Raw genomic sequence first — 12,584 nt, forward strand, 5'->3', positions numbered from 1 at the left:
TTAAAGTTGCGGTTTCTTAGAATGTGTCGGTGAGATTGAAATTTGAACTCTACGTCGTAGGTGCTGCGCTACAAACCCTTTGCTACTTTTAAACATTGTAAAAGCAAAAAACCCGTTAACCTTTCGATTAACGGGTTTTTCTAAATGTGGCGGTGAGATAGAGATTTGAACTCTAGGAGGGCTACAAACCCTCGCCGGTTTTCAAGACCGGTGCTTTCGACCACTCAGCCATCTCACCTGAAGTTAACAAATAAGCTGATAAAACAATGCTTGCTTGAGAACGAGGCGAATATTAAAGTCTCTCCAATGGCTTGTAAAGCACTATTTTAGTATTTATGCTTGTTTTAAGTTTGTTTGCTAAAAAAACAACCAGCTTGCTTTTTTTTCCAGCAATTTAATTAACATCAAAGAAGGAATGTCCCAATGACAGCTGAAAATACCTGCCGTTGCCCTTGGTTAGACACAACGAAGCTAGACTATGTTAAATACCATGATGAAGAATGGGGGGTTCCTGTTCTTGATGATGATAAGATGTTTGAATACCTTGTACTTGAATCAGCTCAGGCGGGTTTAAGTTGGTATACCATATTAAAGCGACGTGATGGCTACAGAAAAGCCTTTGCAAACTTTGATGTTAATAAAGTCGCTTTATTTACTTTGGCGGATGAACAACGTCTAGTGCTCGATGCCAGTATTATTCGTCATCAGGGGAAAATTGCCGCCACAGTTAATAACGCTAAATGTTTTATTGCCATACAAAAGGAATTTGGTAGTTTTATTAACTACATTTGGGCATTTGTCGATAACAAGGTACAAGTCAGTAATTTACAGCAATTGAGTGATTATCCGGCCACCTCCCCTATTTCGGATAATTTAAGTAAGGATTTAAAAAAGCGGGGCTTTAAATTTGTCGGTTCAACCACTCTATATGCTCATTTACAAGCCTCAGGTTTGATTAACGATCACAGTAATGACTGTAAAAGAAAACAAGAGATAATCGACAGTTATCAAACTTTAGGACTAAACTGGCAACAGTGTTAACTAACGCCCTTTTGTTTAGCACCTTAAGCAATGCATAGGTAAAATGGTTATCATTTGTTACAAAAGAAAACAAATTATTGCCACTGTTAAACAAAGCAAAGCATAGTATTTTAAAAATCACCATGCCATAATATGTCATAAGGCAGCAAGTTAGCGTAAGTCGGTTATACAGTTATATAAATAATAAAAACTTGAACTTATCTAAAATGACCTTATCTTAGCTTATAACAAGTAAATAGAATTAAATTCTTAAGGAAGTTTTATGCAATCTAATATGAGTTTTCAAACGGCGAGTCAAAGTACGGCGCTAGAAATTAATAAAGTATTGAAAAATACTTATATGTTGTTATCAATGACACTAGGGTTCAGTGCCGTAACAGCAGGCATTTCCATGGCGATGAACCTACCATCCGGTGCTGCGCTTGTTATGACGTTAGTGGCTTTTGGTTTAATGTTTGTTGTTAACAAAAAAGCAGATTCTGCCAGTGGTATTTATTGGATTTTTGCGTTCACCGGTTTAATGGGTGCTTCTTTAGGGCCAATGTTAAGTTCTTACGCGGCAATGCCGGGTGGCGGCGCATTAATCATGCAAGCACTTGGTGGTACAGCATTAATATTTTTTGCGCTTTCAGGTTATGCACTAACCAGTAAAAAAGACTTCTCATTTATGGGCGGTTTCTTAATGGTCGGTATGGTTGTGGCATTGGTGGCAATGGTTGCTAATATCTTCTTTCAAATTCCAGCGCTTTCTTTAGCGATTAGTGCAGCAATCATTATGATTATGTCGGGCTTAATCTTATATGATACTAGCCGTATTATTAATGGTGGTGAGCGTAACTACATTCGTGCCACTATTTCTTTATACTTAAGTATCTATAACATTTTTGTCCACTTACTTATGTTATTAGGCGTATTAAACAACGATGATTAGTTAATACTAAAAATTTAGCTGAAAAAGCTTTATAATCATTTATAATAAAAGCCTCGCAATTGCGGGGCTTTTTTTTGACTTATTTTTTTATGATGGATGTGTTGTGAAAACTCTTGCTGTAGTAATAACTACTCCCCCCTATAGCCACCTAACGATTACCGCGTTAACGTATGTCGAGGCGGCATTAGTCGCTGGCATCAACGTTATTGGCGTGTTCTTTTACCAAGATGGCGTAATGCATGCGAATGAAAATATTAGCATTGCTAGTGATGAATACCAGGCTATTGAACACTGGCAACGACTGCAAAAACAGTATCAATTACCACTACATATTTGCATTACTGCAGCAGAAAAACGTGGTATAGCTTGTGATGCCATAGATAATGACAAAATAAATAAAGCCTTTACCGTCTCAGGTTTAGGTGAATTAGTTGAGTTAACAACAAAAGCATCGCGCTTGGTACAATTTTAATGACCTCAATAGAGCAAAACTCCTCTGCATCGCCACAAGAAAGTGTTCTGGCAATCATTAACAGTAAAGCGCCTTTTAGTAGTAACAATGGTAAAGATGCCCTTGATGTTGCGTTGATTTTTGCTGCATTTGAACAAAAGGTTTCGTTATTCTTTCAAGGTGATGGTGTTTATCAACTGATGGATAAGCAAGACGGCAGCTTGCTTGGCATTAAAGATTATTTAAAAACGTTTTCGGCTTTTGAGTTCTATGATATTGAAGACATATACGTTTGCCAGCAGTCATTAGCCAGTCGTCAACTCGATGAGGATTTTCATATTGATGATGTACAAGTATTATCGAGTATTGAATTTGGTTTAGCGCTTAACCGCCACCAACATGTACTGAGGTTTTAAGGCTTTATATTTAAGAGCTTTTATTTAAGGAAACGAACATGAGTACTTTACATTTAATACGACAATCCGCTTTTGCTAGCAATGACTTTGCCCAATGTTTAAGTGTGCTAGACCATCAAGACTCCGTAGTATTGATGGATGATGGCTGTTATAACCTTAAACACTCGTTGATGGATAGCTTAATCAAACGAGTAGGCTCGGTTAATATCAATATTATCGCCAGTCATGCACAGGCTAGAGCCATTGAAATCATAACAGCGGTCAACACCATTGAAATTAGTGATGTTGTTGAATTAACCTTTACCCATAATAAAGTGATCACATGGCAATAGCATTAATTTTTCAAGACAAAATTATTCCAACAGATAAACACGGTTATTTACTTGATCATCAGTTGTGGCAAAGAGAATTAGCCTTGGTTATGGCAAATCATGATGATTTTGAGCTAACGGATGCCCATTGGGAAGTGATTAACTTTGTCAGAGAGTTTTATCTCACTTATAACACCTCTCCTGCTATTCGAGCACTCACCAAAGCGATGAAAGCAGAGTTTGGTGCAGAGAAGGCTAGCAGCCGTTATTTGTATAAGTTATTTCCTGAGGGACCCGCTAAACAAGCAACAAAATATGCAGGATTACCTAAACCTGCTCGTTGTATTTAAGCGACAGCTAGTTTGACAAACACCCTTGGTAAGTCAGGGCCATAAGATAAAGGCTTTACACCTTAATATTGACTTGAAAACCACTATTGCCCATTGGCGCGGGCACATTATTTATATTTGCTGATTGAATAAGCAGTAATACCATTTGTCCCTCTAATTCTTGCTGGCTTTTAGCTACTGCTGCAGTGAGAAATTCAGCACCAAAGTTAGATTGCGCAGCAACAGAATTATTTTGACCTAAGCTGATAGACATAAATCCCCCTTGTGTATTAATTAGCAATAAACATTTATCGGCCGACTGCTGAAAAACATAAGTATTATACCAATTTGATTAAATTTCTTCCCAACTCAGAGTTATGCTCGATGTTCAATAACAAGGTAAATTCGTTTCGGTTTAGTCACTCTAAATCAAATGAATTTAACGAAGTTAGTGGTCATCGAGTAAGCTCCCGAGGGCGAGTTTAAAAGGCTTACACACAGCGTTATTGATTTGGAGAAGGGAGTAACCATTCTCTTCAATCAATGCCTTGTCTCTAAGCCTTTTAATTCTCGCTGAGTGGGAAAGAACTTAATCAATTTGGTATTAAGTGAGTTGTTATTACCAGCCACTAAAAAACAACGACTACTAAAACAAAAAAGCGCATATTATTATATAATATGCGCTTTTTTTTGATCACTTATGTTTATTAAGTGAATTTATTTATGCGGTAAGCTAGGTACCGTAATTCCTGACATTTCAAGCATAACTTGCAATACTTGACAGCTATAACCAAACTCATTGTCATACCAAATGTATAATACCGCACGATCACCCTCAACAATTGTTGCTTGTGAATCAACAACACCCGCATAACGTGAGCCAACTAAATCGCTAGAAACGATTTCGGTCGAAGCGGTATAATCAATTTGGTTTTGTAAAGGCGAGTTCAATGAAATATTACGTAAGTAATCATTTAACGCTGCTTTATCCGTTGATTTTTTCAGGTTCAAGTTCAAGATAGCCATGGAAACATTTGGCGTTGGCACTCGAATTGCGTTACCAGTTAATAAACCTTTCAGCTCAGGTAATGCTTTAGCCACCGCTTTAGCTGCACCCGTAGTGCTGATAACCATATTTAAAGGCGCACTGCGACCACGACGTGGTGCTGGATGGTAATTATCAATCAAGTTTTGATCGTTGGTATATGAGTGGATAGTTTCCACATGGCCATTGCGAATACCGTATTCATCATTAATCGCTTTTAATACCGGGGTAATCGCATTCGTTGTACAACTAGCAGCAGAAATAATTTTATCTGAAGCTAATATCATATCGTGGTTAACACCATAAACGATGTTTTTAATATCGCCTTTAGCCGGTGCTGTTAGTAATACTTTACCAACACCTTTAGATTTAAGATGTTGCCCTAAACCCTCTTCATCCGTCCAGATACCGGTATTATCAACAACTAAGGCGTTATTAATACCATATGCAGTGTAATCGATTTCAGCCGGTGAATTGGCATAAATCACCTTGATAAAGGCACCGTTGGCTTTAATGACATTATTTTCTTTATCAATAGTAATGCTGCCATTAAAAGCACCATGAACGGAATCACGACGGAGTAAACTCGCACGTTTTTCTAGATCATCGGCGCCTTTACTTGGACGTAAAACGATAGCACGAAGGTTTAGTGTCGCATTTGGTCCGGCACGCTCAATTAATAAACGCGCTAACAAGCGACCAATTCGACCAAAACCATAAAGCACTACGTCTTGGCTTTTTTGACCGGTGTTTTCACGACTTTCTACTGATAACTCTTTCTCTAAGTATTGTTCAATCGATAGGTCATTGGCTTTACCAAGGTATAAATAACTATAGGCTAGTTTACCGACATCAATGCGAGCAGGTGCTAGTTCCATTTTGCTAATGGCTTCAACAAAAGGGAAGCTTTCACGTAAACGTAATTTGCTTGCTTCATGTAGAGCAACAGACTTATGTGCTTTAATAATATCAATAGGAGACGCATTTAATAACTGGCGACCGTACACTGAAATTTCAATGCCTTTATTACGATACAACTGTCCAATAAGGGGTTGCATATTTTCTGCGAACGTTTGACGCTCTTGCCAGCTTGCTTGATATTTTTCCTCAAGATGAGAAGTCATTACTTAAACCTTTTATTTCAGTCAATTAAACAATAGGCTATTATCATAGTGTTCTAGAATCGATAATAGCTAGTTGGGTTATACTCACGGGCGTATTGTAATTCAGTATGAATTATTTCTCTACCGGTTACAAAAATCTTTTTGGTGTTTTTATGATTGCTTTTCGAAAAATAATACAGTTACGATTTCCCTCGGTTAGCAAATGCTGGCCCCTCATTTTAGTGCTAACTCTTAATGCCTGTGACAGCAGTGTTACCTTGATGCAATTGTGTAAGGAAAATGAAGATATATGTAATGATTTTGGCCAAGATAGCTGGTGTAAAACCCAACGAAACCAAGTCATTTTTGCACGAATTAATGTCAAAGATAAAAACCTTGATGTTGATAAATACAGCTTACTTGTTGCTTATGAGGGGTATATTAAATGTATGTCACTGGCTTCTCAAATCCAACACATCAAATTAAAAGAAAAAACCACGCTAAGAAAAGATAATTTAATAAAAGCTCAAGCGAATTTATCATTACTAACCGAACAAAGTGCTCAGGCTAAGCACCCACACCTGCTTTATTATCACTGGTCCCGGGAAGGAAATACCTTGGCCCTAGCCGAGTTTTTAAAACTAGAAGGTACACCGATACTTGAAAACTCAACGGCACAACTGCATTTAGCCACCTATTATATAAAACGAGACCGCAATAAAACCTTGGGCTTGTTATACCGTGCCCTTGAACTTCATCAACCTGGCACTGAACTGCCTGCTGAAATATTACAGACCCTAGTCACGATATTCACGCAGAAGAAGCAATATAAGCAAGCATATATATGGTTACGAATATACCAGTTATTACAAGATAAGCCCGACCAGAGGATAGAAGCTAACCTTAAGAACTATCAACAAGCTAAAAGCCTAGATGCAAAGTTTCTTGATAAAGTCGCGCGCACTACCTTTGCTAAAATTACCGCGGGACAATTTACTAGCCCAAGTTATTAATCTGGGTAAGTATATGTTTAAGGGGGGCAGCGATAGTGCTATATACGACTAAGCAACATTGCTGTTACCGCTTATGTAGGCTGAAAGTTTAAGCTAAGTGAGTTAACGCAATAACGTTTACCCGTAGGTTTCGGGCCATCGTCAAAGACATGGCCAAGATGAGATAAACAGTTTTGGCACTGAATCTCTACCCGTTGCATGCCATTTGAGCTATCTGTTTTATATAGCACTTGTTTTTCAATACTGGCAAAGAAGCTAGGCCAGCCACAGCCGGTATCAAACTTACTTTCACTGGTAAATAAAGCTTGCTCACAGCAGGCACAATGATATGTGCCCTGCTGCCAGTGATCATTATAAATACCACTAAAGGGCTGTTCAGTAGCCGCTAACCGACATACTTTATAAGCATCATCGGTGAGTTTATTTTTATAATCATCATTATTTGTCATAATTTGAACCCTTAGCTATCAACAACGACAGTTTCTCTGTCCTTGGTTGACCACTGCACATGATATTTTTTACCCGGCGTTTTATCAATTCGCTCAAAAGTATGAGCACCAAAAAAATCTCGCTGAGCTTGCAACAAATTAGCGGGTAAGGTTTCACATCGCATTGAATCATAATAAGCAAGTGAAGAGGACAAGGCCCCTATAGGTACACCCTGCATAGTTGCAAAACATATCGCTTTGCGCCAGTTTAATTGTCGCTCATTTAGTTGCTTAATAAAGAAATCATCTAGCATTAAATTATCTAAATGCTCATTTTGCTGATAAGCATTTGTTATCGACTGCAAGAATGCGGCTCGAATGATGCAACCCGCACGCCAAATTTTAGCAATACTGGCAAAATCTAAGGTCCAACCATGCTCTTTGCCGGCAAGTTTCATTAACTGGAAACCTTGGGCATAAGCACAAATTTTAGCGCAGTACATGGCATCATGTAATTGCTCAATAATTTCTTGCTGCTCTGCTGCAGGTAAAGCTGTCTGTTGTGGACCGGTGAGCAATGCTGATGCCTGAGTTCGTAGCTCTTTAAATGATGAAATAGAGCGAGCATAAACCGCTTGAGCTATGGTAGGTGCTGGACAACCCAATTCTAAGCTACTCATTGCCGTCCAAAGCCCAGTGCCTTTTTGCCCCGCTTTATCTAGAATCAACTCAACCAAGGGAGTATTAGTATCCTTGGTTTTATGGCGTAATACTTCGACCGAAATTTCCAATAAATAACTGTCTAATGGACCCTTATTCCACTGGGCAAATATATCAGCAATTTCATCGCACGTTAAACGTAACGCCGATTTTAATACGTGATAGGCTTCACAAATTATTTGCATATCCGCATATTCAATACCGTTGTGCACCATTTTAACGTAATGGCCTGCTCCCGCTGGACCAATATAAGTAGTACAAGGCTCACCATCAGTGATAACTTGCCCAGGTTGAGTACGCTCGATAGGTTTACCCGTTTTCTTATCAACTTTAGCGGCAATAGCTTCCCAAATTGGTTTAACACGAGCCCAAGCATAAGGAGAGCCACTTGGCATTAATGATGGACCAAAACGTGCGCCAACTTCGCCCCCGGATACTGCCGAAGAAAACAACAAGAAATTACTCTTGTACTTTTTTTCTCTAGCAACGGTATCAAGCCATAAGCTGTTACCGGTATCAATAATGATATCGTCTGGCTGAATACCCGCACCAATAAGGTTTTCACAGATTTGGTCAACCGGATCCCCCGCAGGAACACTTAAGACAATAAGGTGAGGAGCTTTAAGTTGCGACAATAATTCAGTATAAGAGGAGCAGCCATACACACGTGGAGTGCCGGTAGTGTTCTCAATTTCATCTTGAGCAATAAGGGCTTGAACCTTTTCATCACTTAAATCAAATGCTGCAATATTGTAGCCATTATCTGCTAAATTAAGCACCAGATTTTTACCCATAACACCTAGGCCAATAAAGCCAATGTCACACAAAAATTTATCTTGTGTCATAAATATTTTTCCTCTGCCAAATAAGGTCGGGAGTCTTGGCTCGCAACTATTCTTCAAAATTTTGCGCATTCTATCATGCTATTTCTAAAGTATTGTACAAAATACGCAATTAATTAAGCTGTAAATACAAAGTTTTGTAATTAAAACAAAACAACAGGCTAAATATGAAATATTAAGTCAAAAAAGCTATGTTTAGCTTGTAATAATCTCAAAATGGTGTAATTTTACTACATAATGAAGTTAAGAGGTTCTCCATGAAAATTAAAGTTGGTATTAATGGTTTTGGCCGTATTGGCCGTTTTGTATTTAGAGCAGCCGCAGTACGTGATGACATTGAAATTGTTGGTATCAACGATTTGATGGATATCGAATACATGGCCTATATGTTGAAATATGATTCAACTCATGGCCGTTTTCAGGGTACTGTTGATGTAATTGACGGGCAGTTAGTGGTAAATGATAAAGTAATTCGTGTCACCGCTGAGCGTAACCCTGAAGATTTAAAATGGAATGAAATTGATGTAGATGTTGTGGTTGAATCTACTGGTTTATTCCTAACCGATGAAACAGCGCGCAAACACATTACTGCCGGTGCCAAGCAAGTGGTCTTAAGTGCACCGTCAAAAGATGATACCCCTATGTTTGTTTGTGGTGTTAACTTAGACACCTATGACGGGCAAGATATTGTTTCAAATGCCTCTTGTACTACTAACTGTTTAGCGCCTATCGCTAAAGTATTGCATGATAATTGGGGCATCGAACATGGCCTGATGACCACAGTACATGCGACCACCGCGACGCAAAAAACAGTAGATAGCCCTTCGGCTAAAGATTGGCGCGGTGGTCGTGGTGCCAGTCAAAATATCATCCCGTCATCAACGGGTGCGGCAAAAGCGGTTGGTAAAGTTATTCCTGAGTTAAATGGTAAGTTAACCGGTATGGCATTTCGTGTACCAACCCCGAATGTATCGGTAGTTGATTTAACGGTAAACTTGAAAAAACCAGCCACTTACGCAGAAATTTGTCAAGCCATGAGCGCGGCTGCAGAAGGTGAGCTAAAAGGTATTTTAGATTACACTGAAGATGCTGTGGTATCGAATGATTTTATCGGTGCAACCTGTACATCAATATTTGATGCGACAGCAGGTATTTCTTTAACCGATACCTTTGTTAAAGTTATTGCTTGGTACGATAATGAGATTGGTTATTCAAACAAGGTACTCGATTTAGTTGCCTTCATACACCAATACGAAAAATAAACGCCAGTGAAATAAAAACTCCGGTATAAAAAAGCTAGGTCATTCATTGAGCTAGCTTTTTTTTGTCTTGTTTTTATAAAGTATTATAAAAAATATGCATTATTAATACAGAAAATAACGTTATACCATTTTCATTAAGTTTGTGATCTTGTTGTGCTTAGAGAAAATATTGCAGGACAAGGCGCTCGATTGACCAATAGCAGGCTATTGGGATTGAGAGCAACATAGTCTTGGGCTATTTTACCCCCACAAGTGGGCAAGACCTTAGTGGAATTGCTATTAGCTTATGGAAGCATTAATTTGTTGTAAGACAAGTTGTGGATCTTTTGCTTTAGTAATGGGGCGTCCGATCACCAAATAGTCGACACCCACATTCATTGCTTGCTCTGGCGTCATAATCCGCTGTTGATCATCTTGCGCCGAGCCTGCCGGTCTTATGCCAGGGGTTATCAATTTAAATTCTTTACCTAAATCCAATTTTAATTGCTCAGCTTCCCATGCAGAACAAACAACACCATGCAAACCACTTTGCTTGGCTAGATTCGCTAAAAAACTCACCTGCTCTGCCGGAGATTTAGTAATGCCTAAACCACGCAGGTCATCCTCGCTCATACTTGTTAATACGGTGACCGCTATTAATAACGGCGCATCTTTGCCGTAATGATCTAAGGCCTGCTTAGCTTTAGTCATCATTTGGCTACCACCACTAGCATGAACATTCACCATCCAGACACCTAAATCAGCAGCTGCGGTAACCGCTTTTGCCACAGTATTAGGAATATCATGAAATTTTAAATCGAGAAATACATCAAAGCCCTTCCCTGTCAGTTGCTTGACAAACTCAGGACCAAAGTAGGTAAACATTTCTTTACCGACTTTTAAGCGAGCATCTGTGGGTTGAATCTTATCAACAAATGATAACGCAGCTTCTTTTTTATCAAAGTCTAGAGCGACTACTACTTTTGGATCGTTCATGATTTTTCCTTTGTGTTCTTTACTTAAGGCCTTCAATTAATTCCTGAAGGTCTAGTTTGTTGCTAACTTTTAATATTACTAACAGAAAATTAATAAACTGGATATTCAAAGCGAGTTTCTTCAATATTGAGAAAAGAGCACGGAGCTGACGAATGTCAGTGAGTACTTTTGACAATAATATTGTTGAAAGTAGCAACGAAGATGCTGTTTATTCGCCTTCGAGCCCGCGGATCGGTTTCAATTGCTCCCACTCATGACATGATGGACATGACCAATAATGAATCTGGCTATTAAAGCCACAAGTACGGCAGCTATATCTGTGTTTAATTTTCAAATATTCACTGATCAACTCTTTAATTAAATCTAAGCCGGTATTGCTGACCGGCCCATCTGTCGATGTCATTTGCATATTGACGAAGTGTTCAAAGCCACGGATAGTCGGTCTACGCTTTAACGCTGACACAATAAATTCTAATGCTTTTTTCTTACCGTGTTTTTGCTCTACATAGCTAAGGTAGCAGATTAACGCCCCTGAGCTTGCCGTTTCATCATAAACCATTTTAATAAAGCTATAGAATTCTTCCAGAGCATCTAAGCGAGTATAACAAGCTAACATTTGGTCAATAACATCAGGAAAAAACTCATTATCTTGATGATAAATAGCTTGATAACACTTAGCCGCTAACTCACATTGCTGATGACTCTCATAAATTTTAGCCATCAGCCAATTTGCGCGACATGAATTGGGATCGAGTAACAGTGCTTGCTCTAGTAATTCAATCACTTCAATAAATTGATCTTGTTCAAAAGCTGTGGTCGCTAATTCACAGTAAAAGTTAGCTAGGGTATGCAATAAGCGTTTATCTTTATATTTTACGATTAATTTTTTTCTGTCTATGCCATGCTGCCAATCTTTTGTTGATTGAAATATTTTCAATAAATACGATAACGATTTCACCCCATAGTCTTTCGACTTTAACAACTTGGTAAACATAGTTTCCGCACGATCATACAAACCTGCGCTTAAAAAATCTTTACCTAACTCAAAGACCGCTTGCTGTTTATCTTTAGTGGGGAGGTGATTTAACCTAACAAGATGCTCGTGAACTTTTAATGCACGGTCTAACTCACCACGTTTACGAAATAAATTGGCCATAGCAAAATGTGCTTCAACACTATCATCTTCAACCTTTAGCGCATCGAGCAATGAATCAATAGCTTTATCTTGCTGGTTCGATAGTAAGTAATTTAAGCCAGTAGAGTATTTTATCGATAGATCTTGTTTTGCCGTTTGTTGGTTTTGTTTGATGCTATTACGCCCCATAAACCAGCCATAAGCCATAGCAACGGGTAATAATAAAAAGAGTAATTCAATCATTTGATCTCTTGAGACAGGTGGTATAAAGAAAGAGAAAAGTCTAGTGTTAAGTCATATGACACTACACTTCCTGAGATTTATTTTTCGCGAATGCTTTTTTACTTTTTCGTACAATACGCCAAAGAATAGTAACTAATAAACCTAAGAAAAATCCTAGACCAGTAAATAAACTCACCGCGGCAGCCACAGTTAATTCTGTGCGCGCAATTAAATAGTTTAAGGTCAGTAATTGCTCGTTTTGGCTACCAAAAATAAATGCTACGGTAAGTAAAACTAAGATAAAAAAGAGTGTAGTATATAATCGCATTTTCATCGGCCTTGTTAAATTTTGCAAAAAAA

15 protein-coding genes and 1 tRNA gene are annotated in these 12,584 nt (G+C 38.4%); 8 read left to right on the forward strand and 8 right to left on the reverse strand.

The window, feature by feature from the left end; genetic code table 11:
- Positions 1–147: 147 nt before the first annotated feature.
- Positions 148–238 (reverse strand) — tRNA-Ser (locus CMT41_RS09475).
- Between the two features lie 185 nt (positions 239–423).
- Between CMT41_RS09475 and CMT41_RS09480 the strand changes: the two genes are divergently transcribed.
- From CMT41_RS09480 to CMT41_RS09505, 6 genes are all read left to right on the forward strand, one after another.
- Complete coding sequence (locus CMT41_RS09480; RefSeq protein ID WP_058027129.1) at positions 424–1,041, forward strand: DNA-3-methyladenine glycosylase I; 618 nt, start codon at positions 424–426, stop codon at positions 1,039–1,041.
- A 262-nt stretch (positions 1,042–1,303) separates the two neighbouring features.
- Positions 1,304–1,972, forward strand: coding sequence for a Bax inhibitor-1/YccA family protein (locus CMT41_RS09485; protein WP_058027130.1), 669 nt, complete (start codon positions 1,304–1,306; stop codon positions 1,970–1,972).
- 103 nt (positions 1,973–2,075) lie between these two features.
- Positions 2,076–2,444, forward strand: a complete 369-nt coding sequence (tusD, locus tag CMT41_RS09490; protein WP_057181074.1) for a sulfurtransferase complex subunit TusD — start codon at positions 2,076–2,078, stop codon at positions 2,442–2,444.
- Positions 2,444–2,839 carry a sulfurtransferase complex subunit TusC gene (tusC, locus tag CMT41_RS09495; RefSeq protein WP_058027131.1) on the forward strand — a complete coding sequence of 132 codons (396 nt, stop codon included), beginning with the start codon at positions 2,444–2,446 and terminating at the stop codon, positions 2,837–2,839. Before tusD ends, tusC begins: the two co-directional genes overlap by 1 nt.
- A gap of 38 nt (positions 2,840–2,877) precedes the next feature.
- Positions 2,878–3,171 carry a sulfurtransferase complex subunit TusB gene (gene tusB / locus CMT41_RS09500; protein ID WP_058027132.1) on the forward strand — a complete coding sequence of 98 codons (294 nt, stop codon included), beginning with the start codon at positions 2,878–2,880 and terminating at the stop codon, positions 3,169–3,171.
- On the forward strand, positions 3,162–3,500 hold the full coding sequence (locus tag CMT41_RS09505) for a TusE/DsrC/DsvC family sulfur relay protein (protein WP_058027133.1): 339 nt from the start codon (positions 3,162–3,164) through the stop codon (positions 3,498–3,500). Before tusB ends, CMT41_RS09505 begins: the two co-directional genes overlap by 10 nt.
- A 55-nt stretch (positions 3,501–3,555) precedes the next feature.
- Here the strand turns inward: CMT41_RS09505 and CMT41_RS09510 are convergent, their stop codons facing one another.
- A complete protein-coding gene (locus CMT41_RS09510; RefSeq protein ID WP_058027134.1) occupies positions 3,556–3,753 on the reverse strand; it encodes a hypothetical protein in 198 nt (65 codons plus the stop codon).
- A 443-nt stretch (positions 3,754–4,196) separates the two neighbouring features.
- On the reverse strand, positions 4,197–5,648 hold the full coding sequence (locus CMT41_RS09515; RefSeq protein WP_057181079.1) for a glyceraldehyde-3-phosphate dehydrogenase: 1,452 nt from the start codon (positions 5,646–5,648) through the stop codon (positions 4,197–4,199).
- Positions 5,649–5,755: 107 nt separating this feature from the next.
- Here CMT41_RS09515 and CMT41_RS09520 point away from each other — a divergent pair, with 107 nt between their 5' ends.
- Entirely contained in the window at positions 5,756–6,640 is an 885-nt protein-coding gene (locus CMT41_RS09520) for a DUF2989 domain-containing protein (protein WP_232299942.1), read from the forward strand.
- Between the two features lie 71 nt (positions 6,641–6,711).
- Here CMT41_RS09520 and msrB read toward each other — a convergent pair whose 3' ends face one another.
- Positions 6,712–7,089 (reverse strand): peptide-methionine (R)-S-oxide reductase MsrB, encoded by a 378-nt coding sequence (gene msrB, locus CMT41_RS09525; protein WP_057181081.1) that lies wholly within the window; start codon positions 7,087–7,089, stop codon positions 6,712–6,714.
- 11 nt (positions 7,090–7,100) lie between these two features.
- Positions 7,101–8,633, reverse strand: a complete 1,533-nt coding sequence (gndA, locus tag CMT41_RS09530) for an NADP-dependent phosphogluconate dehydrogenase (RefSeq protein ID WP_058027135.1) — start codon at positions 8,631–8,633, stop codon at positions 7,101–7,103.
- A 254-nt stretch (positions 8,634–8,887) separates the two neighbouring features.
- Here gndA and gap point away from each other — a divergent pair, with 254 nt between their 5' ends.
- Positions 8,888–9,892 carry a type I glyceraldehyde-3-phosphate dehydrogenase gene (gene gap, locus CMT41_RS09535; protein ID WP_057181083.1) on the forward strand — a complete coding sequence of 335 codons (1,005 nt, stop codon included), beginning with the start codon at positions 8,888–8,890 and terminating at the stop codon, positions 9,890–9,892.
- Between the two features lie 279 nt (positions 9,893–10,171).
- Here the strand turns inward: gap and pyrF are convergent, their stop codons facing one another.
- From pyrF to CMT41_RS09550, 3 genes are all read right to left on the reverse strand, one after another.
- Positions 10,172–10,867 (reverse strand): orotidine-5'-phosphate decarboxylase, encoded by a 696-nt coding sequence (gene pyrF / locus CMT41_RS09540; protein ID WP_057181084.1) that lies wholly within the window; start codon positions 10,865–10,867, stop codon positions 10,172–10,174.
- 208 nt (positions 10,868–11,075) lie between these two features.
- Positions 11,076–12,245: a lipopolysaccharide assembly protein LapB gene (gene lapB, locus CMT41_RS09545; RefSeq protein ID WP_057181085.1), complete on the reverse strand. Its 1,170-nt coding sequence runs from the start codon at positions 12,243–12,245 to the stop codon at positions 11,076–11,078.
- Positions 12,246–12,306: 61 nt separating this feature from the next.
- On the reverse strand, positions 12,307–12,552 hold the full coding sequence (locus CMT41_RS09550) for a lipopolysaccharide assembly protein LapA domain-containing protein (protein WP_231733032.1): 246 nt from the start codon (positions 12,550–12,552) through the stop codon (positions 12,307–12,309).
- Positions 12,553–12,584: the final 32 nt, after the last annotated feature.

It is taken from the genome of Colwellia sp. MT41 (assembly GCF_001444365.1).
In the GTDB taxonomy this organism is placed as follows: Bacteria; Pseudomonadota; Gammaproteobacteria; order Enterobacterales; family Alteromonadaceae; genus Colwellia; species Colwellia marinimaniae.

What these genes read in the sequence shown, in the direction of transcription:
- CMT41_RS09510 (WP_058027134.1), bottom strand. Translation starts at nt 3,753, where the DNA reads ATGTCTATCAGCTTAGGTCAAAATAATTCTGTTGCTGCGCAATCTAAC.
- tusB (WP_058027132.1), top strand. Translation starts at nt 2,878, where the DNA reads ATGAGTACTTTACATTTAATACGACAATCCGCTTTTGCTAGCAATGAC.
- CMT41_RS09505 (WP_058027133.1), top strand. Translation starts at nt 3,162, where the DNA reads ATGGCAATAGCATTAATTTTTCAAGACAAAATTATTCCAACAGATAAA.
- CMT41_RS09485 (WP_058027130.1), top strand. Translation starts at nt 1,304, where the DNA reads ATGCAATCTAATATGAGTTTTCAAACGGCGAGTCAAAGTACGGCGCTA.
- CMT41_RS09515 (WP_057181079.1), bottom strand. Translation starts at nt 5,648, where the DNA reads ATGACTTCTCATCTTGAGGAAAAATATCAAGCAAGCTGGCAAGAGCGT.
- gndA (WP_058027135.1), bottom strand. Translation starts at nt 8,633, where the DNA reads ATGACACAAGATAAATTTTTGTGTGACATTGGCTTTATTGGCCTAGGT.
- lapB (WP_057181085.1), bottom strand. Translation starts at nt 12,245, where the DNA reads ATGATTGAATTACTCTTTTTATTATTACCCGTTGCTATGGCTTATGGC.
- tusC (WP_058027131.1), top strand. Translation starts at nt 2,444, where the DNA reads ATGACCTCAATAGAGCAAAACTCCTCTGCATCGCCACAAGAAAGTGTT.
- CMT41_RS09520 (WP_232299942.1), top strand. Translation starts at nt 5,756, where the DNA reads ATGAATTATTTCTCTACCGGTTACAAAAATCTTTTTGGTGTTTTTATG.
- CMT41_RS09480 (WP_058027129.1), top strand. Translation starts at nt 424, where the DNA reads ATGACAGCTGAAAATACCTGCCGTTGCCCTTGGTTAGACACAACGAAG.
- msrB (WP_057181081.1), bottom strand. Translation starts at nt 7,089, where the DNA reads ATGACAAATAATGATGATTATAAAAATAAACTCACCGATGATGCTTAT.
- CMT41_RS09550 (WP_231733032.1), bottom strand. Translation starts at nt 12,552, where the DNA reads ATGCGATTATATACTACACTCTTTTTTATCTTAGTTTTACTTACCGTA.
- gap (WP_057181083.1), top strand. Translation starts at nt 8,888, where the DNA reads ATGAAAATTAAAGTTGGTATTAATGGTTTTGGCCGTATTGGCCGTTTT.
- pyrF (WP_057181084.1), bottom strand. Translation starts at nt 10,867, where the DNA reads ATGAACGATCCAAAAGTAGTAGTCGCTCTAGACTTTGATAAAAAAGAA.